Here is a 21081-nt window from a genome sequence, read left to right on the forward strand (position 1 = left end):
GATGTATGGCAAACTCACAGCTTCGTGACAATTCAGTGTCCGCGGCCTCCCTCACCGGGTTCGTCGGCGGGGGACTGCTGCTCGCCTCGGTCGTCGTCACGGTGATCTCGCAGCCCGCACTGTTCGCCTATATCGGACTGATCGGCCCGGCTCTGTTCGCCGCGGCCCTACTGGTGTTCGCCTTCGGGGTGCGGGGCGTGGGCAGCGTCACAGCGCGCCGTCCGGTGGGCACGACAGCTCTGGTTCTGCTGGCGTTCTGGCTGTTTCTCGGGTCGGTGCAGAGCGTCGTCATCAGCGACTTCTTCTCGAACGATCCCGCTCCGACCCTGCTGATGGCCTTCTCCTACGCGGACTCGTACGTGCAATTCGCCCTCGCGCTGGTGGCCGTCATGCAGATCGCCCGGATCGGCGCCGTGCCGTCCCCGTTCAACTGGGTGCCGGCCTGGGTGGTAGGCGCGGCCACCGCAACCTGGCTGCTCTCCCAACTGCTGGGCGCGGGCTTGGCCACCTTGACCGGACCGAATCTGGTGGTCTGGGTTCTGATCGGACTGGACGGCCTGGTGCGGATCGGCGGCATGATCCTGCTCGGTGTCATCGCCATCGTTCTCGCCGATCGGGTCAATCGCAGCACCGTTGCCGCCCCGCCCCTGATCGGGGCCGACCAGGTCTGATCCAGCGCCTGACAGCGTCAGGGGCGCCGCGACCATGCTTTCCAGAAGCGGGCTTGGGCGCTTGAAGCCTGCTCCTGCTCCTTCGCGTGCAGCCGGCCATAGCTGAAGGTGTTCTCCCCGCGCAGGTAGGCCTTGACCCCGCCGCGCTTGAGCAGGCGATCACGGGCGATGACGCTGTCGTGCTGTTCGCCCAGGATGGTCTGCAGCTTCTGGGCGAAGCGGCTCACGCGGGCCGAGCGCTTGGGGCTGAGCGGATGCGCCGTCTCGGCCGCGTAGCGCAGCCGCTTGGCACGCTTACGAGCGGTGTGCAGGGCGAGATCCCGTTCCGATCCCGGCACGGTCTTGGCGGCCAGGCGCACGGCTCGGCGCAATTTCTTCCACTCCTTGGTGACCAGGGCCGGTACGACGACCCGGGCGTCCTGGTCGGCCGCGGCGGCGAACGGCGCAGTGGCGACGAGGGAATCGAGGGCATCGAGCAGTCGAAAGTAGCGGTGGCTGTCGAGGGCGGTGACGAGCGTGAGTTGCGCGGAGTGGGCATCCGTTTCGGAGCGGCTTTCGAGGCGTTCGCGAATCGGGCCGAGGAGCAGCGCGGGGGATTCGCGATCGAGCAGGCCGACCAGGCGCTGCTGCAGTACCTCTTCGTCGCGGGAGCCGCCGAGCACGGCGGCGAGCCAGCCGAGTTCGGTGCGGAGGTGCTGCACGACCCCGGGATCGACGAGCGAACGATAGGTGGCCAGCACCGAGCGTAGCCGACGGGTGGCCACGCGCATCGCGTGCACAGAGCCGGCAGCGTGCTGGCGAACCTGCGGGTCGTGCCGGCGGATGACACCGATCTGCTCGGTCAGGCTGGCCAGCAGAACGTTGCTGGCCGGGCCGTTCGGGGTGGGACGGCGCTGCTTTGTGCTGCTCTCTGCCGGGAACCGGTCGCCGAGGGCGCGGGCGAGCTTGGAGGCGTGCTGCGACACGAGGATGCCGCCGCTCGCGAGCACAGACTGGCCAGCATCGAGCAGGTCCTCCGGTCCGTCGACGAGTTCGATCTCCCATTCACGCCAGGCGGCCGAGGCGGGTTCGTGAATGAGCCGTTGGGCCTCGACCCGGTCGTCGCAGAGCACGGCGAGGGTTTCGCCGCCGGCGCCGATCAGGGCGTGCACGACGCGGGTGGTGCCGAGGTGCACCACGGGAACGAGCGGAGAGTCGCGGGTGTAGACCCGCACGAGCTGGGCGAGCGACTCGGGTACGGCATCCGCTTCGTCCTGCAGGTGTTTGCCGATGGGAGCGTGTACTTCGCGTCGGCGTCCGGCGCCCTGCGGCAGTTTGAGGTGCCAGCCCGCGTCGTCGCCGCCGGTGCGGCGGCGCAGGGTGATGTGCGCACGCGCTAGCACGAGGTCGTTCGTGTCGAAGTAGACGGCCGCGAGGTCATGAGTTACCGGTTCGGCGACGGCCTGCACGCCGGGCAGATCGTTCAAGCGCGGCAGCAGGGCCAGCTCGCCGATGTCAAACTTGCGTTCTATCTCGATACCACCATTAGCGTCCACGGTTCAAACCTAGCGCGGTCGCGCCAGGCTTGAACCGTGCGGTGGGTCAGGCGTTGGCGAGCCACAGGTCGGGGCCGAAGATTTCATAGTGGATGCGATCGGCTGGCACGCCGGATTCCAGCGCCTGCGAGCGCAGGCTGCGCATGAACGGGAGCGGTCCGCACAGGTAGACCGAGGCATCCGCCGGGATGGTCACGTTCGCCAGGGACATGAAGCCCTCGTGGTGGCCAGCGCTCGGGATCTCCAGCCACAGCTCGAGTTCGGCCGCCTCGAGCAGGGCGACGTCTTCGTTCATCTGGTCGCGCAGCGCCCAGCGCTCGAGGGTGCTCTCGGCGTGCAGCACGAGCACCTCACGCTTCGATCCGGTGTCCACCAGGGAACGCAGGATGGAAGCGCTGGGCGTGCAGCCGATTCCGGCCGAGGCCAGGATCAGCGGGCCGGTGCCGTGGTCGAGGGTGATGTCGCCGCACGGCACGGAGAGGATGAGCGTGTCGCCCACCTGCACATCGCGGTGCAGCACGGGCGAGACCTCGCCATCGGCGTCGAGCTTGGTGGTGAAGACGCGGGTCGTGGCGGTGCCGGCCGAGAGGGAGTATTGACGCACCTGACGGATGCCGTCGGGCATGGTGGCGGTGACGCTGACGTACTGGCCTGGCAGGGCGGGCGTCACGGGGGTGTCGTCGGCGGGTTCGAGGGTGAACGTGATGGCGTCGGTTCCGGCCGCTTCCTTCTTCACGACGATCCACGGGGCGAGCGGCTTATCGCTGGCGAGGCCGGAGTAGAGGCCCTTCTCCATCTTGATCAGGGCGTGGGCCATCAGCCAGTACACCTCGGTCCAGGCGGCGGCGATCTCGGCGGTGATGACGTCGCTGAGTTCGTCGGCGATGCCCTCGAAGAGGTACTTGTAGACGATGTCGTACTGCTCGGGCTGAATATCGAGGGAGACATGCTTGTGGGCGATGCGGGAGAGCATGGCCTCCGGTGTGGTGTCGGGGTTCTGCAGCAGGTAGGTCGCGAAGACGGCGATGCTGCCGGCCAGCGCCTGCTGCTGCGAGCCATTCTTCTGGTTGGACCGGCTGAACAGCCCGTCGAACAATTCGGGGTGGGCCGTGAGCATGCGGTGGTAGAAGTTTTTCGCGATCTCGGGCATCCGCTCGCCGACCAGCGGCAAGGTGGCTTCGATGAGGGGTGTGGACTGGGGCGAAAGCATGAATACTCCTTCTGCGTGTCGGCACCCGTTTGTGGGGGCCTTCATTAAAAGTAGCATTTGATATACCAATTAAACGGCTGTTTTCTACGAGTCGTAGAAATTAGGGACTTTAGTCCTACCGCACCAAACCCAGTTCGACCAGCACTGGACCGTTCGCTTTTCCGTGCGGGAGGCTGGAGATAACGAGGTCATCCAGCTCGCGGTAGAAGGCTTCCCGCGCGCGGCGCAGGGCGCCGCGGAGACCGCATCCGCTGATCAACGGGCAGGGACCGTTGGGGGTGTCGCAGGCGGCGAGGTCGGTGCGCGTGTCGAGGGTGCGCAGGAGCGCTCCGACCGTGATCTCACGGCCGAGCGCGCTGATACGCACGCCGCCGTTTCGGCCGCGCAGCGCCTCGACCAGACCGAGTTCGCGCAGGCGCAGCAGCGCCTTGCTCACGTGGTTGTAGGGCGTGCCGACCTCGGCGGCGACGACCCGCGAGGTGAACGTCACGCTCTCCGGTGCCGCTGTCAGCAGCATGACCACCCGCAGGCAGACGTCGGCAAAAGCGTTGATCCTCATGCCTTAACTGTAGGGGCGACGGTTCCACTGTCGATATGAGAGAGAATGGGGCAAGTGAACACTGAGTCGGAGACGCTGTTTGAGATAATCCGCTTTGTGGACCTGGCTGGCGTGCTGGCCAACGCCATTCTTGGCGGCGTCGCGGCCCGCACCGCACGCCTCGACATTGTCGGTTTCGTGGTGCTCGCGATTATGAGCGGGCTCGGTGGCGGAATGATTCGCGACACCCTGTTGCAGCAGGGCACCCCGGCCGCCCTGCTTGACCCGGCCTACCTGATCTGCGCGATTCTCGGCGGGGTCATCGCGTACTTCGTCACGTTCAACGGCCGCTGGACCCGACGCGTGCTGCTGCTGCTCGACGCGCTCGCCGTGGGCTGCTGGTCGGCGGTGGGTGCCCAGAAAGCGCTCGAGGCCGGTCTCGGCTGGCTGCCGGCCATTCTGCTCGGCATCATCACCGCGGTCGGCGGCGGCATGGTGCGCGACATTATGCTGCTCAAGGTGCCGACGATTTTCGGTGGCAACACGCTCTATGCCACGAGCGCCCTGCTGGCGAGTACCGAGATGGTCATTCTAAGCAAGCTCGGGTTCGTGGCGATCGGAACCGCCGTCGCCATTCTCAGCGGCTCGGGGCTGTCGCTGCTGGCCAAACGCTACGGCTGGATTCTGCCGACCGGCTACGCACTGCGCATACCGAAGCCCATTCTGCTGCTGAATCCCCGGGCCTGGCGCCAGCGCCGGCTCGACGCGCGCAACGCCCGCAACGGCATTTTCCCCGACGATCCGGGTGCGTCGGTCTAACTGGGCTGCGTGGGATTCAGAACAGCGAGCGTCGCCGCGTGCAGCAGGCCGTTGGTGGCCAGGGCGCTGCCGTGCCACGGGCCGGGCTGGCCGTCGACCGAGGTAAAAGTGCCGCCGGCCTCCTGCACGATCGGGGCCAGAGCCGCCATGTCGTAGGGCTGCAGGTCGAATTCGCCGGCCACGTCGAGGTGGCCTTCGGCGAGCAGCATGTACGACCACATATCGCCATAGGCGCGGGTACGCCAGACCTGGCGGGAGAGCGTCACGAGCTCGTCCAGGTGCCCGGCTTGGTCCCACTGCTGCAGGCTGCCATAGCTGATGGATGCCTCGGCGAGGGTCTCGATGCCGGAGACGTGCAGGCGGGTCGGGGTGGCATCCGCTTGTTGGAGGTCACTGGACCAGGCGCCGCTGCCGGCCGCTGCCCACCAGCGTCTGCCGAGGGCGGGGGCGCTGACCACGCCGAGAACGGGCACGCCGTCAATGGCGAGGGAGATGAGGGTGGCCCAGATCGGGATACCACGCAGGAACCCGGCGGTGCCGTCGATGGGGTCGATGATCCACTGGCGCGTGGTCGACCCGGCCGTGCCGAACTCTTCGCCGAGGATGCCGTCGTCGGGGCGGTGCTCGGCGAGCAGGGCGCGGATGGCGTGCTCGACGGCCTGGTCGGCATCCGTTACCGGGGTGCGGTCGGGTTTGGTCGTCACGACGAGGTCGAGCGCGGTGAAGCGGGCGCGGGAGATGGTGTCGGCGGCGTCGGCGAGGGCCAGGGCCAGCTGGAGGTCGTCGGAGAGGGCGTAAATTCGCGGTTCGGTCACCCTTCCAAGAATAGTAATTTCGTGAGCGGATGCCGGTCACGGTCGCTTTCCCGCCTCGATTGGCATCGAGCCCCCGTAGGGTGTTAGGGTTACACGTTGCCGCGGGTCATTCCCGGCTTTCATACGCACCTCTAGCTCAATTGGCAGAGCAACTGACTCTTAATCAGTGGGTTCCCGGTTCAAGTCCGGGGGGGTGCACCACCAGCCCCGTCGTCACTGCTTGTGCAGTGCGGCGGGGCTTTTTTGTGCCCGTTTCGAGCCGGCGCGTCGGATCTGCGCTCGTGGCACGTGTTTGCGAAGGTTGCACTGGTTTGAACACGTGCCAACTTCTCAAACGCGGGCCATGAAGAATGTCGCGCCACCGCACCTCGTTAGACTAGGCCGCACCGCACCTCCGACCCGCAGCGACGCGGAAAGGTCCCTATGCCCCGCACGGATTCGATCACCACAACCTCCGATGACAGCACGAGGGCGGCGTCGGCGACCGGCGCCGGCGCATCCGCTGTCTCGGCCAACGAGGTGCTGCTGCAGCGGGACGGCCCGCTGGCCCGCATCGTCCTGAACCGGCCGAAAGCCCTCAACGCTCTGACGCACGGCATGATCCGCACCATCGCCGCAGCCCTCACCGACTGGGCCGACGACCCCGCCGTGCAGACCGTGCTGCTCACCGGCAGCGGTGACCGCGCCCTCTGCGCCGGCGGAGACATCGTCTCGATCTACCGCGACGCCCGCACCGACCCCGACGAGAACGCCCGATTCTGGGCCGACGAATACACCCTGAACGCCCAGATCAAGCGGTACCCCAAACCGTTCGTCGCCCTGATGGATCGCATCGTGCTCGGCGGGGGAGTCGGCCTGTCTGGTCACGCTTCGCACCGCGTCGTCACCGAACGCACCAAACTGGGAATGCCGGAGACCACCATTGGCTTCGTACCCGACGTCGGCGGCACCTACCTGTACTCGCGGACCCCCGGCGAACTCGGCACCCACCTCGCCCTCACCGCCGCAACCATGACCGGCGCCGACGCCATCGCTCTCGGCCTCGCCGACAGCTTCGTCGAATCCACCCAACTCGAATCCCTCGCCGACGCCCTCAAGCGGATGCCCGCTGCCGCGGCCATCGCCGAGCACGCGTCGACCGTGCCGCCGGCCCCACTGCTGGCCGAGCGCGCCTGGATCGATGAGTGCTATGCCGGCAACGACGTGGCCACGATCATCGACCGGTTGCAGGCATCATCCGTCACTGCGGCCGATGACGCGGCCGCCGCGATTCTGGCCAAGTCGCCTACCGCGCTGCGCGTCACCCTCGAATCCCTGCGTCGCGCCCGCGATCTCAGAACCCTCGAAGAGGTGCTCGAGCAGGAATACCGAGTGTCGCTGCGCATGGTGGCCGGCCACGATGTGATCGAGGGTATTCGCGCCCAGGTCATCGACAAGGACCGCAACCCGGCGTGGCAGCCGAGCACGCTGTCCGACGTCTCCGACGCCGACATGCAGGCGTACTTCGCACAGCTGGGAGAGCGCGAACTGCGCTTGCCGCGCAGTAAGACCCACGAAACCAGACAGACCACCGAACGAGAGGCCACCGCGTGAGCGACAGCAGCGAGACCAACACCATCGACACCTACGACAACATTCTGCTCGAACGCCACGGCCGCGTCGGCGTCATCACCCTGAACCGCCCGAAGGCGCTGAACGCCCTCAACTTCGCCACCATGCAGGACGTCGTCGGTGCCGCGACCCGGCTCGACGCCGACCCCGAGATCGGCGCCATCGTCATCACCGGCTCGGAGCGGGCCTTCGCGGCCGGCGCCGACATCAAGGAGATGTCGACCATGAGCTACATGGACATGTACCTCAAAGACTGGTTCGCCGGCTGGGACCGCCTCGCCGCCGTGCGCACCCCGGTCATCGCCGCTGTCTCCGGCCACGCCCTCGGCGGTGGCTGCGAACTCGCCCTGATCTGCGATTTCATCATCGCTTCCGACACCGCCACCTTCGGCCAGCCCGAGATCAAGCTCGGCGTCATCCCGGGCATGGGCGGCTCCCAACGCCTCACCCGCGCCGTCGGCAAGGCCAAGGCCATGGAAATGATCCTCACCGGCCGCACCATCGACGCCGTCGAAGCCGAACGCGCCGGCCTCGTTGCCCGAATCGTGCCGGTCGCCGACCTCCTGGCCGACGCCCTCGCCACGGCGACCGAGATCGCCGCCAAGTCAGCGCCCATCACCATGCTCGCGAAGGAGGTCGTGAACGCGGCCTACGAGACGATGCTGGGGGCCGGCGTCCACTTTGAACGTCGCCTGTTTCACTCGGTCTTCGCCACCGACGACCAGAGCGAGGGAATGGCCGCCTTCGTCGAGAAGCGCCCCGCGGTCTTCACGAACCGTTAGCGGTCTTCCAGCTGTATTCGTTCTCGGGACGCCCCGGCGTGCCGTAACGGGGAGCGCGCAGCACGAGACCGGTGTCGGCCAGATACTCCAGGTACCGCCTGGCCGTGACGCGCGACAAGCCGAGCGGCTCCATCAGCTCACTCGCCGACACCGGCGCGACCTGCTCTTGCAGGAAGGCGACGACCGGGTTCAGGGTCGACTCGGCCAGCCCCTTGGGCCTCGGTATGTCGGTCGGAGCCCGCAGGCTCGCAAAGGCATGGTCGACCGCTGACTGCGTCACAACGGATGCCTGCCCGTTTAGTTCCGAACGAAAGTCCCGGTAACTGGATAATTTCGAGGCGAAGGTGGAGTAAGTGAATGGCTTGATCAGATACTGCACCACCCCGGCCGCGATCGCCCCGCGCACATTCTCCAGGTCGCGCACCGCGGTGATAGCGATGATGTCCGTGGCCAGACCGGCCGCCCGAATGCGCCGACTCACGTCGAGCCCGTGGCTGTCGGGCAGGTTCATGTCCATGAGCACGAGGTCGATCGGAGTGCCGGCGGAAGCGGCCGCCGCGACCCGGCGAAACGCGTCCTGCCCGGTACCGGCCGTGCCGACGAGCTCGAACCCGGCCAGCCGCCCGACATAGACGGCATGGGCCTCGGCCGCGAGCGGTTCGTCCTCGACGACGAGCACGCGAATGCGCGGCAGCGATGACTCAGGCATGGTCGACCTCGGCAGGATATGCACGAATGACAGCGGGAATGACGACCGTGAAGACGGCGCCCTCACGTCGCCCGATTGTCAGCGTGCCACCGAGGCGAGTCACCGCCTGCCGAACCAGTGCGAGGCCGAGACCCCGACCACCCACCGACCGACCCGGCGTCGTGGTGAATGTGCCCGTGGCGCCGGCGCCCTTGGTGCTGAAACCCAGCCGCAGCACGTCGTCGATCACCTCGGGTGCCACACCGGCGCCGCTGTCGGCCACCTCGATCGTGACGGCCTGCTCGGTCGATGACACGGAGACCGACACCCGACGCGGGTCCGCGCCGGCGGCCGCCGCGTCGAGGGCGTTATCGACCAGGTTGCCGAGCACCGTGACCAAGTCCTGAATGGACAGCCCCGACTCGGCGAGCGTGCCAGACGCCGTCACGGTAAGGGTGATCCCCAGCTCGTTGGCCTGCGCCGATTTGCCCATGATCAGGGCACTGATCACCGGTTCGTCGACCGACCCGACCATCTCGTCGGCCAGCCGCTGACTCAACTCGAGATCCTTGGTGGCGAAGTCGAGAGCCTGATCGGTGCGACCGAGTTCCATGAGCGACACGATGGTGTGCAACCGGTTGGAATGCTCGTGGGTCTGCGCCCGCAACGCGTCGGAGAGGGTCTGCATAGACTGCAACTCGCTGCCCAGGGTTTGCAGATCAGTGTGGTCACGAATCGTCGCTACGTATCCCATCGGGGTCGCCCTGGAGCGACTCGCCGAAGCCACGGCCGGTTCCTGGCTGACCACCAGCACCCTCGTGCCGGTCACATGAATCTCATCGTGTACGGAACGACCACTGCGCAGCAACTCACCGAGGCTCGGCGGCAGGCTCAACTCGGCCAGGGCGGGCGGGGGAGTGGCGCTGTCAGCAGCCGGCCGCGGCGGAATGCCGAGCAGCTGCGCCGCTTGGTCGTTGTAGAGCACGAGGTCGCCGTGCAGGTCGACGAGCACGAGTCCCTCCCGCACCGAGTGCAGCACCGAGTCGTAGTAGACGAACAGCTGCGCGAGACGTTCCGGACCCCACCCGAGCGTGACTCGCCGCAGGTAGCGGCCGAGCAGCCAGGTCACTACCGATCCCGAGGCGAGCAGCCCGAGCGCCAGCCCCAGTACCGACGGCAGCCGGGCGTTCAGGGCGATCGTGATGTTGCTGGTCGTGGTGCCCACCGCGACCAGCGCGCGAACGGTGCCGCCGGCATCCGTCACCGGCACGACGGCGCGAACGGATGGCCCGAGCGTTCCCGTGCTGATTTCTGTGAAGGCCGTTCCGGACAGAGCCGGTTCGACCGCACCGATGTAATCCTTGCCGATCTCGGTCTGGGTCGGGTGGGTCCAGCGGGTGCGGTCAGGGGCCATGATCGTGATGAAGTCGAGGCCGGCATCCTGGGTGAGATCGAGGGCATAGGGCTGCAGCGTCGCGCTCGGGTCGGTCGACTCGCTGGCCGCGAGTACCAGCGGACTGTCGGCGATGGCGGTGGCGACCGCGAGCATCCGGTCACTGGTTTCGTCGTAGCCGCGATCGCGGGCATCCACGAAGAATGCTGTTCCGACGAAGACCGTGAGCACCACGATGAACAGCGCGTGCGCGAAAAAGAGCCGCTTGGCGATGCTCCATTCCCTACGCAATCCGTGCTCCTTCGTGAACTCGTGAACAATATGACCGCAACCGTGACGTGCCGGGCAGCAGCGACCAGTCTGGAGGGCATTGCAATAGCCGGAGCCCGTGGTGGGCCAGGTAAAGCCTAGACATAGGAGTCTGACATGGCATCGACGCCATCAACCCGTACCAAACCCAAATCGAAGAAGAAGATCGACTCGTCGCACTACCTCTACATGGCCGTCATCGTCGCGGTCGTGCTCGGCATCGCCGTCGGCCTGGTCTGGGGCGGACCGGACGGCTTCGCGGTTTCGCTCAAGCCGCTCGGTGACCTGTTCATCGCCCTGATCAAGATGATGATCGCTCCGATCATCTTCTGCACGATCATCCTGGGCATCGGCTCGATCGCCAAGGCCGCCACCGTCGGCAAGATCGGCGGACTGGCCCTCGGCTACTTTCTGATCATGTCCACCTTCGCGCTCGGCATCGGCCTGGTCGTTGGCAACATAATCCACCCGGGTGAGGGTATCAACCTCTCGGATGCCACGTTCAAGGCGACGGAATCTGCCGACACCCAGGGGTTCCTGCTCGGAATCGTGCCCGCCACCCTGTTCTCGTCGCTGACCAGCGGCAACATTCTGCAGACGCTTCTCGTGGCCCTGATCGCGGGCTTCGCCCTGCAGCGCATGGGGCCGGCCGGCAAACCGATCCTTGAGGGAATCGCGCACGTGCAGGCCCTGGTCTTCCGCATTCTGATCATGGTCATGTGGCTCGCTCCGATTGGTGCATTCGGCGCCATCGCCGCGGTCGTGGGCGCGACGGGTATCCAGGCCGTGATCAGCCTGTTCACTCTCATGGCCGCCTTCTACATCACCTGCATCATCTTCATCGTGGTCATCCTCGGCGGGCTGCTCAAGATCGTCACCGGCGTGAACATCTTCAAGCTGATGCGCTACCTCGGCCGGGAATACCTGCTGATCTTCTCTACCTCGTCCTCCGAGGCCGCCCTGCCGCGACTGATCGCCAAGATGGAACACCTCGGCATCTCCAAGCCCGTGGTCGGTGTCACCGTGCCCACCGGGTACTCGTTCAACCTCGACGGCACCGCAATCTACCTCACCATGGCGTCGCTGTTCATCGCCAACGCGCTCGGCCAGCCTCTCGCCCTCGGTGAACAGATTGGCCTGCTCGTTTTCATGATCATCGCCAGCAAGGGAGCCGCCGGAGTCTCCGGTGCCGGTCTCGCAACGCTGGCCGCCGGACTGCAGGCACACGCCCCGCAACTCGTCGGCGGCGTCGGCTTCATCGTGGGCATCGACCGGTTCATGTCCGAGGCGCGCGCACTGACCAACTTCACCGGCAACGCCGTGGCGACCGTCATGATCGGCTCCTGGACCAAGGAGATGGACCGGGTGCAGGTGGATCGCGTGCTCGACAAGCTTGAACCGTTCGATGAGCGCACCATGCTGACCCACGGCCACGTGAGCGCCGCCGAGACCCAGCGCAGCACTGAGCAGGCCGCGCAGTCGCAGATCCTGGACCGCGTCTAGCAGAAATCGCTGGCTGAAAAATAGCCAGCACTAGACTCGCGCTAAGGGTGCCGTCCGGAGGAGTCCTCCCGGGCGGCACCCCCGTTTAAGCGGTGATTTCGGCATGCCTCAAAGTCAGTGTGTTAGGATTGGCTACGGTCTTATAACCCTTCACCAGGACGCGCACGCGTAGCCCCCATTTGAGATGGAACGGCCGCCTTCGTATGGTGTGGTACCGAAGGATGCGATCCCATGATTGCTCCAGCCCGCGGGCCGCTCGGCGCCAACCCGTCCGCCAAGAGAGCTCGCCCCATTGTCAGTCGTGAAATTGGCTACGTTCGGCGTGCACCGGAGAACGCGTGACCGAGAGTATTCCTCTTCAAGAAACCATTGCCGTCAAGGCAGATCACCTCTACAAAGCATTCGGACGCCGTCCGCACGAGATCGTCAAGAAGCTCAAGGCCGGCAAGAGCCGCGCTGAGATCTCGTCGCACGGAGTTGCCGCCGTCATCGACGCCTCCTTCGAGGTCAAGAAGGGCGAGATCTTCGTCGTGATGGGCCTGTCGGGATCGGGCAAATCCACCCTCATTCGCATGCTCAACGGACTCTGGGACACTACCTCCGGCACCGTAAGCGTCGGCGGCACCGACATCACCGACGTGTCCGCCAAGGAACTGCGCGATGTACGCCGCAAGAGTATCTCCATGGTGTTCCAGCACTTCGCCCTGCTGCCGCACCGCACCGTGATCGACAATGTCGCCTACGGTCTCGAAATTCAGGGCATGAATCGGGCGGATCGCCTCGCCAAGGCGCGGACGATCATCGATCTGGTCGGCCTGGCCGGCTGGGCCGACAACCTGCCCTCCGAATTGTCCGGTGGCATGCAGCAGCGGGTCGGGCTCGGCCGTGCCCTCGCCGCCGACACCGACGTACTGCTCATGGACGAAGCCTTCTCGGCTCTCGACCCGCTCATTCGCCGCGAGATGCAGGAACAGCTGATCGAGCTGCAGGCCGCGCTCGGCAAAACCATCATCTTCATCACGCACGACCTCAACGAGGCCATGTTCCTCGGCGACCGTATCGCGGTCATGCGCGACGGCCGCATCGTTCAGATCGGCACCCCGGAAGAGATCCTCACCGACCCGGCGAACGACTACGTCGCCCAGTTCGTGCAGGACGTCGACCGGGCCCGCGTGCTCACCGCCGCGAGCGTGATGGAACCCGTGCGAGCGGTCATCACCAAGACAGCCGGCCCCCGGGCCGCGCTGCGTACAATGCGCGACCTGCAGACATCCGTCACCTTCGTACTCAACCGCGATCGCAGCTTCGCCGGCATCGTGCGCGATCGCGACGTTCTCAAGCTCGTCAAGCGCGGCGAGACCGACCTGCGCGCCATCATCCGCGATGACGCCACCGCGGTCTTGCCCGAAACCGCCCTGGTCGACTTGGTCGAACCGTCGGTCGAGAGCGAACTGCCCATCGCCGTCGTCGATGAGAAGAACCGCCTGCTCGGCGTGATTCCGCGAGTCACCCTGCTCGCCGCGATCGGCAACGTCACGACCAATACCGGCCCGTTGCCCGTCGTGATGCCACCGGCCACCATCTCGGTCAGCCAGATCGCCGAGATTCTGGGCGACACCGCGCTGGAAGGAGTTGAAGCGTGAACGAGTTCCGAATCCCTGTGGGTTCCTGGGTCGAAGTCTTGTTTGATTTCGTAACCGAGCACTTCAGCTTCTTCTTCGACTTCGTTCGTCTTGCCTTTACTGGCGCTTTTGAGACCGTCGACTATCTACTGGTTTCCCCGCCGTTCTATGTGATCATCGGTCTGGCCGGTCTGCTGGCCGTGGCGGCTCGGGGGTGGAAGTTCTTGGCCGGGACAGTCGTCGGCCTCCTGCTGATCGTTGGCATGAATCAATGGGAAAATGCCATGGACACGCTTGCCCTCGTGCTCGTTGCGAGTGTGATCGCCATTGCGATGAGCATCCCGCTCGGTATTCTGGCGGCCAAGTCGAAGGCAGCCTCGAGCGTCATTCGTCCGGTGCTCGACTTCCTGCAGACGATGCCCGCCTTCGTCTTTCTGATTCCGGCGCTCCTGTTCTTCCGCGTCGGTGAGGTACCGGGAATCGTAGCGACTATCATCTTCGCGATGGCGCCGGGGGTGCGCCTGACAGAGCTGGGGATTCGCGGGGTCGACCCAGAGATCGTCGAAGCCGGGTCTGCCTTCGGTGCCTCACCGGGGCGCATCCTGCGCCAGATCCAGCTACCCCTCGCCCTGCCCACGATCATGGCTGGCATCAATCAGGTCATCATGCTGTCACTCTCGATGGTCGTCATTGCTGGAATGGTCGGCGCCGGCGCCCTCGGTGCGGAGATCATGACGAGTCTTAGCCGGATCGATATCGTGCTTGGTTCCGAGGCTGGTCTGGCCGTCGTAATTCTCGCCATATTCCTCGACCGAGTCACCGCCGCGTTCGGTACCGGCAAGACGCCCATCAGTCGCTTCATCGCGTTGCGCAAGAGCCGCGCGCCGGCATCCGCTTCGGTGGAAACCGCAGCTCCGGTCGAACCCGAATCGGTTCGTCTGTAACCCACACACTCACGGGCGAGCGAGCGCCCGTGTCCATCGGCGGTTGTCATAGCACTCAGATCGGCCGCCAGCACCAAGAGCCAACCCTGCCACCCTTCGCGGGTGTCGAGAATGGAAACACATGAAAATTCGTACCAAGTCATTCATTGCAGGAGGAGCCATTTCGCTCCTCGCCCTCAGCGGGTGCGCTTCCGCTGAAACTGCCACTGTCTCCAACGGCGACAACGCGGATATGAGCCTGGCTGTATTCAACGGCTGGGACGAGGGCATCGCCGTTTCCGAGCTGTGGAAAGCCATTCTCGATGAGAAGGGCTACAACGTCGAGCTGGAATACGCCGCGGAGGCCCCCGTCTACTCGGGCCTGGCCACCGGCGATTATGACCTCAGCATGGACATCTGGCTGCCTGACACCCACGCGTCCTACCTCGAAAAGTATGGCGATGACATCGTCGACCTCGGTGCATGGAATACCGAATCCAAGCTCACCGTCGCGGTGAATGCGGATGCCCCGATCGACTCCCTCGCGGAACTGGCCGAAAACGCCGACCTGTTCTCCAACCGGATCGTCGGCATCGAGCCCGGTTCAGGACTCAATGAGGCCATGGAAGAGCGGGTCATCCCGACCTACGGCCTCGACGGTATGGATAACGTGACGTCGTCGACCGCGGGGATGCTCTCCGAACTCACCAACGCGACCGACAACGGCGAGAACATTGTCGTTACCCTCTGGGAGCCGCACTGGGCCTACGGAGCGTTCCCGATCAAGAACCTTGAGGATCCCGAGGGAACTCTCGAGAACATCGAGAGCATTCACTCCTACGGCAGCACCGAGTTTGAAGCTGACTTCCCGCAGGCCGCCGAGTGGATCAATAACTTCGAGATGGACCTCGATACGCTGTATTCCCTTGAAGAGGAAATGTTCGTCAACTACGACGGTCAGGACTACGCGCCGATCGTCGCCAAGTGGATCGAAGACAACCAGGAATACGTAGACGGCCTCACCAGCTAGTCACGGATTCTGCACGAAGAACGGCCCGCGTCCTTGGACGCGGGCCGTTCTATTTAATTTTTACGCGGATTCGAGCTCGCGCAGCTGCTGCAGCCAGCCGTTGAAGAGATCGCTGTCGAAATCATCCACGCCGCGCAGCTTGTACTCACTCATCTCTGCCGACCCACTGGCATTGAGCTTGCCCGAGTCATCGGTGATGGCCTGGCCGCGCCAGAACAACACCGTGACGAAGGCGGGGTAGGCCTTGAATCCGGCTACCGGCAGCTCGTCGTCGAGCCAGACCGGATGCCCGTGCCACAGTTCCGTCGACGTCTCCGGCAAGGCCAAGTCGAAGGTGTCGCGGAGCAGGGAGACGACGCTCGCGAGCGGCTCGGCCGGAGCGGCGACGTACTCGTCGATCGTGGTCGGCTTGTGAGCGGATGCGTCGGTGGCGGGAACGGGCGTTGAGATGAGTGTGGAAGTCAGGTGAATAGCCTCTTTCGTGGTGGAGTTGGCGTACGGCGCTGGCCGAACGGATGCGTTTCTCCCTCCACACTCTCATGCCGTTCCCATTTGCGGCTGGGCAGACACTCAGGAACCGGAGCAAAAAACACCGCCCGCCGACCCGAAGGTCGACGGACGGTGCCAGGGAGACAATGCTACGCGGCGGGCGTCGCTGCCGTGCCGACGATGTCAACGACGAAGACGAGAGTGTCCGTGCCGCTGATGCCAGCCTGGGTGTTGCCCGCTTCGCCATAGCCCTCGCTCGGCGGCAGAACGGCGATGACCTGGGATCCGACGGTCTGGCCGACGAGTGCAGCACCGAAGCCCGGAACGACCTGGCTGGTGACGAACGTGGTCGGGCCAACGGTGGTCCAGGATGAGTCGAAGGTTTTGCCGGTACCCCAGATGACTCCGGTGTATTCGACCGAGACGGTGTCGCCGTCGGCGACGACGGCGCCGTCACCGAGCTTCGTCGTGGCGATCTGCAGATCGGTCGGCGGGTCGGTGTCGGGGATGGTGATGGTGGGAGCGCCATTATCGGCGAGCTCAACGGTGGGCAGGCCAGGCACGACCGGCTGGTCCACCCCGTCAGCGCGGTCGGCGAGGTTCGTGATCGAGATGACGTCGGTGACGAAAACGACCGAGTCCCCGGCGGCAATTCCGAGCTGGGTGTTTCCGTCTGCGCCGAACGCGTCGTCCGCAGTGCTGACGGTGACGATGCGGTCGCCTTCAACGGAACAGTTGACGGCCCGTACCAGCCCCTTGAGGAACGTTTCGCCGACGGTGATGGTCTCGCTGGTACCGCTGGTCGGGTAGGTCGTTTCCTGCACCGTAGCGCCGGTCGTCCCGTTGTAAACCGAGAGTGACACTCCAACCAACGAGCCGGCACCAGCCTCGGTGGTGCCCGTTCCCTTGATCGCCACGGTGCGCTGAGTGGCCGCCGGCGTCAACGGCTCGGCGAACTTGAACGCGGGCACGGCGCCGAAGTCGCCGGTCACGTCGACACCATCGGACACAGCGCCGGGCGCGGTGCACTCGCTGAAGGCGGCATCCGCTGCAGGGGCGGAACTGGTTGCCTCGGGAGTACCGCTGCTTCCGCAGGCGGTCAGCGCGAGCGTGAGGCCCACAACGGTCAGGAGCGCGGGAATTTTCGACACGGGGCCTCTTTCGAGAACGTAGCTGTGGGCAAGCACTGATTGGTGAATGTCTTGGTGGCGCAGACGGCCAAGTGCCCACTCTGCCACGGTTCGCCTATGAACCGGCTGAGTGGATGCGACGGCGCGCCGCCCAGCACACCTCAGTCGTCGAGACCGCGGGCGATCAGGGCCTCGCCCAGGGCATCCGCTGCGTAGAGCGAGCGCACGACCACCGGAACGGCGATCGACAAGAGCGAGCCCTGGGTACCGCGGGCCGTGCGGGCCTCGAGAACCTCGCGAACGATGTCGGAGACAAGAGGAATGCAACGGATGGTCAGGGCCACCAGCAGCCCCACCCGGTCGGCGTCGATGAACCGATTGAACGGACGCAGCAGGGTCTGGAAAGCTTCCAACACCGCGGTGACCGTGGTCGTCATCGTGAACAGGGCGGCCAGGGCGACCGCAACGACAAGGCGGCCGGCCATCAGTGCGGCGACAGTCCAGCCCGAGAGCAGACCCTGAATCGGTACGGCCACCAACAGAATCAGCAGAATCGGCGCGATCTGCGCGACGGCCGCGCGGAGGGGAACTCGGGCGATCACGAACATCAGCACGACTCCTGCCGCAGCGCCGCTGACTACCCACGGGTCAGACGAGGTGCCGATCAGCAGCACGCAGAGCGAGAGCAGAAGCAACTTGAGCAGTGTCGGTGCCCGGTGAATCAGTGAGGTTCCGGGGCTGTAGAGGCCGATCACGCGCGGCTTCTCACTGCAACAGGGCGCGGTAGGCGGCGAGGGAGTCGGCGGGCGCGCCATCGGCGACCACGGCACCCTCTTCGATCACGATCACGCGGTCGAACTCGTCGACCAGGTGCAGGTGGTGGGTGACAACGATGACCTGTTGGGGGAGCGTCTGCAGCAGTTCGGAGATGCGTCGGGCATTGCGGGCGTCGAGCAGGGTAGTCGGTTCGTCGGCCACGATTGTGGCCGGCTCCGCCACCAGTACGGCCGCGAGGGCGAGCAACTGCTTCTGACCGCCGGAAAGACGGTGCGCCGGATGGTCGGCGTGCTCGCTCAGCCCGAACTGTTCGAGGGCCGCCGCCGTGCGCTCGGCGATTTCGGCGGCAGACAGACCGCGACGGCGCAGGGTGAATGCCACGTCCTCCTGCACGGTGGGCATCACGATCTGATTGTCGGGGTTGGTGAAGATGAACCCGACCTTGCGGCGCACCTCGCGGGCGTGGCGGGCCACATTCTGCCCGTCGACCGTCACGACGCCGGTGGTTGGCGTGACGAGCCCATTGATCATGCGCACGAGCGTGGACTTGCCCGAACCGTTCGCACCGACAATGCCGATACGATGCTCGGTCAGGCTGAGGTTCACATCGTGCAGCACGGTGCGGTCGCCGAAGGACTGCCCGACCTGCTCGAAGTGGATAATGCTCACGCTCGGGCCTGACGACCCTTCGGCAGCGCGATCAACCCGGGGTAGGCCTTGTGTACCTGGCCGGCGACGAGCACGGTCAGCACGACCTTGATCAGGTCGCCGGGGATGAACGCGACGTTCAGGCCCAACGTGGTCCACAGCGGCAGGCCGAGGTTCAGGGCCATGACCGGAACTCCAACCAGATAGACGGCGACGATCCCGCCCAGAATCGTGGCACCGAGAGCCAGCCAGAACGGATACTTCGGCAGCAGCCGGGCGGTGAGGTAACCGGTGACGAAGGCGCCGAGCAGCCAGCCGTAGAGATAGCCGGCCGCCGGGCTCACCGTGAACACGCCGATGCCGCCGCGCGCGCCGGCCAGCAGGGGGAGTCCAACAGCCGTGAGCACGAGAAACAACAGCACGGCGAGGGTTCCCTTGCGCGGGCCGAGGATGGCCCCGGCGAACATCACTCCGAGTGACTGCAGGGTGATCGGTACCGGCCCGATGTTGAGCGGTCCGGCCAGGCCGAGCGCCGCGATGAGGGCGGCGAAAATGGCGATCTGGGCGAGATCGCGGGCGGGCAGAATACGTCGAGAACGGGTGCTCGAGAGAACGGTATCGGTCATGGTTCCAAATCTAGAATTCGGTGCCCACCGGCCGCTGAAGAATACCTACAACAAAATGCCGGGAACTGTAGAGGTCGTGATTTGAGCGCCTCAGCAGCCGGGGCCGTGGGGGTTGGTGTTGCAGTCTTCGGCGACGAGCACGGTGGATTCCTTCGCTGCGACGACGGTGAATGGGGCGGAGGGGACGGTGACGATGCCTTCGACGGGTCGCCAGCCCTGGTCGCCGAAGCTGTAGTCGGCGCGGTATTCGACGGTGAGGGTGACCGCGTAGGTGCCCTTCTTCGTGTATTTGTGGCTGGTGGGGGTGGTGGAGAATTCGGCGACGGCGAGGTCGGCCCAGCTGGCTCCACCGGTCGGGGTAGAGGCGGTGCTGCCGTCGCCGTAGTTCCAGCGGTACCCGATCGGGGTAAACATGACCTGTGCGGGTTGTCCGAGTAGTACCCCGTCGCCGATTTGAGCGGATGCCCCGGCCCAGAAATTCGCTGGCAGTCCGACGATGGCCCAGCCGTTGGGTTCCATGCCGGTGGCGGCGGCGTAGGCGGGGAAGTTCTGCAGGTCGGAGACGCGCACGATGGTCGAGGGGGAGCAGACCGTGCAGGGGGTGCCGGCCACTTGGGGACGCATCAGGGGCAAGTGTAAGTCGTTACCGCACGGAGCCCAGGTCACGCCGAGCATTTTCGGGTCGCCGTTCGCGCACACCCTCGGGACTGCGGGTGCGGGGTCTCCGGCCCGCCACCGACGGACATGGGGTGAATGTCCCGAGCCTTTCGAGGTTTCGGTTTGATCGGCGGTCAGGTCAACGCTCCCACCGTTTGCCTTACCGCCGGTCTCGGGCGCCTCCGGGCAGACACCCGCCTTCTGCTCGGCAGGAGTGCACCCCGGAGCGTTGGCGTGAGAAGGCGATGATGGTGCGAGGCTAAGCACCATCACCGTGGAAAGGCCGATTACGAGCAGAAGTTTGAACCGGACCATATTGGAGACTCCGAAATCAGTAGTTGTTGGGAATTCCGATTCGGCGCAACGAAAACGACAACCATGGGTGATCGTCCGGGGCGATCTGCTTTGACAACAGATTCACCCAACGTATTGACCGTGTCAGAGGAGCTGAGATCTAGGCAGAGATAAGTGCGAATCTCCCAGGTGGAATCTGCCAAGGCTTGGGACGATTGAATGGTCATCGAATCAAACAGGGTGACCCCCGTGAATGACCAGCCGTTTTTGTCCATCAGATCTCTAGCTCGCTCGACACCTTGCTTTTCCGAACCCGTCGTGAGGGACAAATACTCCTTCCACGAGCCGGAATCGGTTCCATCGGCCGTGTCACCGAGCGCGAGGTATTTTTGTGTATGTCGCCTTCGCGGCCACGAGGGCATCTTCGTTCGAGGCGAACACTGGGGGAGTCTCGGTCGGCGCTGCCGTCGCCTCGGCGGCGGGTTCCGACGAGCCGTGGGGAGACGGAGTGGGAGCGGCCGAGCATCCGCTCAGTGTGCCGGCGGCGAGAAACACCATTGAAGCGATATGCACGGCTTTGTGCATGGGGCGACGACGCGGTCGGGTTCGCATGCGGTCACCCTAGACCGGATTGCTATAATCCCGTTTAAGTTATGCACAGGCGTGGTGCACGCGCCGAATTCAGGATAAGAGTGCGGCAGACAGCGATGTGTTCGGTGTCGGTGCTCGTCTTTCAACGAGAACACGATAGGCCCGGACGTGACCGTGCCAGCCTTATGGCGGTGGCTCCGGTGGCCCGTTGGAATCAGCTCGTTGAGTCTTCTTTGGCGGGGTCTGCCTATTTAGTGCTTATATGCGTGACATTTCCTCGTGTCGGTGGTCGGGTGTTGTCTTAGATCATGACCAGCATGGCGATGGAGCTCACCCGGGCAGCGGCCGCTGTCGTAGCGCTGGGCGGGTCCAGTGCTGAGTTCGCCGGTCTCTCCGATGCGGAGGTGCTGGCGGCGCGCG

The 21081-nt window shown here is 65.2% G+C and carries 21 protein-coding genes and 1 tRNA gene; 9 read left to right on the plus strand and 13 right to left on the minus strand.

Annotated elements, in window-relative coordinates:
- The first annotated feature begins 5 nt into the window (after positions 1-5).
- Complete coding sequence (locus E3T29_RS16195; RefSeq protein WP_134346570.1) at positions 6-671, plus strand: hypothetical protein; 666 nt, start codon at positions 6-8, stop codon at positions 669-671.
- Between the two features lie 17 nt (positions 672-688).
- Here E3T29_RS16195 and E3T29_RS16200 read toward each other — a convergent pair whose 3' ends face one another.
- The 3 genes from E3T29_RS16200 to E3T29_RS16210 form a co-directional block, all read right to left on the minus strand.
- Positions 689-2206, minus strand: coding sequence for a CYTH and CHAD domain-containing protein (locus E3T29_RS16200; protein ID WP_134346571.1), 1518 nt, complete (start codon positions 2204-2206; stop codon positions 689-691).
- 46 nt (positions 2207-2252) lie between these two features.
- The gene (locus E3T29_RS16205; protein ID WP_134346572.1) at positions 2253-3416 is read right to left on the minus strand and encodes a globin domain-containing protein; all 1164 of its coding nucleotides are present in this window, start codon (positions 3414-3416) and stop codon (positions 2253-2255) included.
- A 115-nt stretch (positions 3417-3531) separates the two neighbouring features.
- On the minus strand, positions 3532-3975 hold the full coding sequence (locus E3T29_RS16210; protein WP_134346573.1) for an Rrf2 family transcriptional regulator: 444 nt from the start codon (positions 3973-3975) through the stop codon (positions 3532-3534).
- Between the two features lie 54 nt (positions 3976-4029).
- Between E3T29_RS16210 and E3T29_RS16215 the strand changes: the two genes are divergently transcribed.
- Positions 4030-4773, plus strand: a complete 744-nt coding sequence (locus E3T29_RS16215; RefSeq protein ID WP_092341389.1) for a trimeric intracellular cation channel family protein — start codon at positions 4030-4032, stop codon at positions 4771-4773.
- Here the strand turns inward: E3T29_RS16215 and E3T29_RS16220 are convergent.
- Positions 4770-5588, minus strand: coding sequence for an inositol monophosphatase family protein (locus tag E3T29_RS16220; protein WP_134346574.1), 819 nt, complete (start codon positions 5586-5588; stop codon positions 4770-4772). The genes E3T29_RS16215 and E3T29_RS16220 overlap by 4 nt on opposite strands.
- A gap of 125 nt (positions 5589-5713) precedes the next feature.
- On the opposite strand from E3T29_RS16220, the gene E3T29_RS16225 reads away from it, so the two are divergent.
- The 3 genes from E3T29_RS16225 to E3T29_RS16235 all read left to right on the plus strand — a co-directional run bounded on the left by E3T29_RS16225 (position 5714) and on the right by E3T29_RS16235 (position 7981).
- Positions 5714-5789, plus strand: a tRNA-Lys gene (locus E3T29_RS16225).
- Positions 5790-6011: 222 nt separating this feature from the next.
- On the plus strand, positions 6012-7181 hold the full coding sequence (locus tag E3T29_RS16230; RefSeq protein WP_134346575.1) for an enoyl-CoA hydratase/isomerase family protein: 1170 nt from the start codon (positions 6012-6014) through the stop codon (positions 7179-7181).
- A gap of 23 nt (positions 7182-7204) precedes the next feature.
- Positions 7205-7981 carry an enoyl-CoA hydratase gene (locus tag E3T29_RS16235; protein WP_134346610.1) on the plus strand — a complete coding sequence of 259 codons (777 nt, stop codon included), beginning with the start codon at positions 7205-7207 and terminating at the stop codon, positions 7979-7981.
- Here the strand turns inward: E3T29_RS16235 and E3T29_RS16240 are convergent.
- Both E3T29_RS16240 and E3T29_RS16245 read right to left on the minus strand, forming a co-directional pair.
- Positions 7968-8675, minus strand: coding sequence for a response regulator (locus E3T29_RS16240; protein WP_134346611.1), 708 nt, complete (start codon positions 8673-8675; stop codon positions 7968-7970). The genes E3T29_RS16235 and E3T29_RS16240 overlap by 14 nt on opposite strands.
- 7 nt (positions 8676-8682) lie before the next feature.
- The gene (locus E3T29_RS16245; RefSeq protein ID WP_134346576.1) at positions 8683-10353 is read right to left on the minus strand and encodes a sensor histidine kinase; all 1671 of its coding nucleotides are present in this window, start codon (positions 10351-10353) and stop codon (positions 8683-8685) included.
- A 135-nt stretch (positions 10354-10488) separates the two neighbouring features.
- Between E3T29_RS16245 and E3T29_RS16250 the strand changes: the two genes are divergently transcribed.
- The 4 genes from E3T29_RS16250 to E3T29_RS16265 all read left to right on the plus strand — a co-directional run bounded on the left by E3T29_RS16250 (position 10489) and on the right by E3T29_RS16265 (position 15449).
- A complete protein-coding gene (locus tag E3T29_RS16250) occupies positions 10489-11874 on the plus strand; it encodes a cation:dicarboxylate symporter family transporter (RefSeq protein WP_134346577.1) in 1386 nt (461 codons plus the stop codon).
- A 338-nt stretch (positions 11875-12212) separates the two neighbouring features.
- Positions 12213-13517: a glycine betaine/L-proline ABC transporter ATP-binding protein gene (locus tag E3T29_RS16255; RefSeq protein ID WP_194088295.1), complete on the plus strand. Its 1305-nt coding sequence runs from the start codon at positions 12213-12215 to the stop codon at positions 13515-13517.
- Positions 13514-14440: a proline/glycine betaine ABC transporter permease gene (locus E3T29_RS16260; protein WP_134346578.1), complete on the plus strand. Its 927-nt coding sequence runs from the start codon at positions 13514-13516 to the stop codon at positions 14438-14440. Before E3T29_RS16255 ends, E3T29_RS16260 begins: the two co-directional genes overlap by 4 nt.
- 121 nt (positions 14441-14561) lie before the next feature.
- On the plus strand, positions 14562-15449 hold the full coding sequence (locus E3T29_RS16265; RefSeq protein WP_092341395.1) for a glycine betaine ABC transporter substrate-binding protein: 888 nt from the start codon (positions 14562-14564) through the stop codon (positions 15447-15449).
- 60 nt (positions 15450-15509) lie between these two features.
- Here the strand turns inward: E3T29_RS16265 and E3T29_RS19775 are convergent, their stop codons facing one another.
- The 7 genes from E3T29_RS19775 to E3T29_RS16300 all read right to left on the minus strand — a co-directional run bounded on the left by E3T29_RS19775 (position 15510) and on the right by E3T29_RS16300 (position 20682).
- Positions 15510-15920, minus strand: coding sequence for a DUF1801 domain-containing protein (locus E3T29_RS19775; protein WP_134346579.1), 411 nt, complete (start codon positions 15918-15920; stop codon positions 15510-15512).
- A gap of 167 nt (positions 15921-16087) precedes the next feature.
- Entirely contained in the window at positions 16088-17089 is a 1002-nt protein-coding gene (locus E3T29_RS16275; RefSeq protein ID WP_134346580.1) for an FKBP-type peptidyl-prolyl cis-trans isomerase, read from the minus strand.
- Positions 17090-17229: 140 nt separating this feature from the next.
- Positions 17230-17823: an energy-coupling factor transporter transmembrane protein EcfT gene (locus tag E3T29_RS16280; RefSeq protein WP_134346581.1), complete on the minus strand. Its 594-nt coding sequence runs from the start codon at positions 17821-17823 to the stop codon at positions 17230-17232.
- Positions 17824-17833: 10 nt separating this feature from the next.
- Complete coding sequence (locus E3T29_RS16285) at positions 17834-18514, minus strand: energy-coupling factor ABC transporter ATP-binding protein (RefSeq protein ID WP_134346582.1); 681 nt, start codon at positions 18512-18514, stop codon at positions 17834-17836.
- Complete coding sequence (locus E3T29_RS16290) at positions 18511-19119, minus strand: biotin transporter BioY (RefSeq protein ID WP_092341399.1); 609 nt, start codon at positions 19117-19119, stop codon at positions 18511-18513. Before E3T29_RS16290 ends, E3T29_RS16285 begins: the two co-directional genes overlap by 4 nt.
- A 90-nt stretch (positions 19120-19209) precedes the next feature.
- Positions 19210-19743, minus strand: coding sequence for a PKD domain-containing protein (locus tag E3T29_RS16295; protein WP_134346583.1), 534 nt, complete (start codon positions 19741-19743; stop codon positions 19210-19212).
- Positions 19744-20439: 696 nt separating this feature from the next.
- Positions 20440-20682, minus strand: coding sequence for a hypothetical protein (locus E3T29_RS16300; protein ID WP_134346584.1), 243 nt, complete (start codon positions 20680-20682; stop codon positions 20440-20442).
- Between the last annotated feature and the right edge of the window lie 399 nt (positions 20683-21081).

The organism is Cryobacterium sp. TMT1-66-1, from assembly GCF_004403435.1.
In the GTDB taxonomy this organism is placed as follows: domain Bacteria; phylum Actinomycetota; class Actinomycetes; order Actinomycetales; family Microbacteriaceae; genus Cryobacterium; species Cryobacterium flavum.

What these genes read in the sequence shown, in the direction of transcription:
- E3T29_RS16195 (WP_134346570.1), top strand. Translation starts at nt 6, where the DNA reads ATGGCAAACTCACAGCTTCGTGACAATTCAGTGTCCGCGGCCTCCCTC.
- E3T29_RS16205 (WP_134346572.1), bottom strand. Translation starts at nt 3,416, where the DNA reads ATGCTTTCGCCCCAGTCCACACCCCTCATCGAAGCCACCTTGCCGCTG.
- E3T29_RS16210 (WP_134346573.1), bottom strand. Translation starts at nt 3,975, where the DNA reads ATGAGGATCAACGCTTTTGCCGACGTCTGCCTGCGGGTGGTCATGCTG.
- E3T29_RS16230 (WP_134346575.1), top strand. Translation starts at nt 6,012, where the DNA reads ATGCCCCGCACGGATTCGATCACCACAACCTCCGATGACAGCACGAGG.
- E3T29_RS16250 (WP_134346577.1), top strand. Translation starts at nt 10,489, where the DNA reads ATGGCATCGACGCCATCAACCCGTACCAAACCCAAATCGAAGAAGAAG.
- E3T29_RS16265 (WP_092341395.1), top strand. Translation starts at nt 14,562, where the DNA reads ATGAAAATTCGTACCAAGTCATTCATTGCAGGAGGAGCCATTTCGCTC.
- E3T29_RS16290 (WP_092341399.1), bottom strand. Translation starts at nt 19,119, where the DNA reads ATGACCGATACCGTTCTCTCGAGCACCCGTTCTCGACGTATTCTGCCC.
- E3T29_RS16295 (WP_134346583.1), bottom strand. Translation starts at nt 19,743, where the DNA reads ATGCGTCCCCAAGTGGCCGGCACCCCCTGCACGGTCTGCTCCCCCTCG.
- E3T29_RS16300 (WP_134346584.1), bottom strand. Translation starts at nt 20,682, where the DNA reads ATGCGAACCCGACCGCGTCGTCGCCCCATGCACAAAGCCGTGCATATC.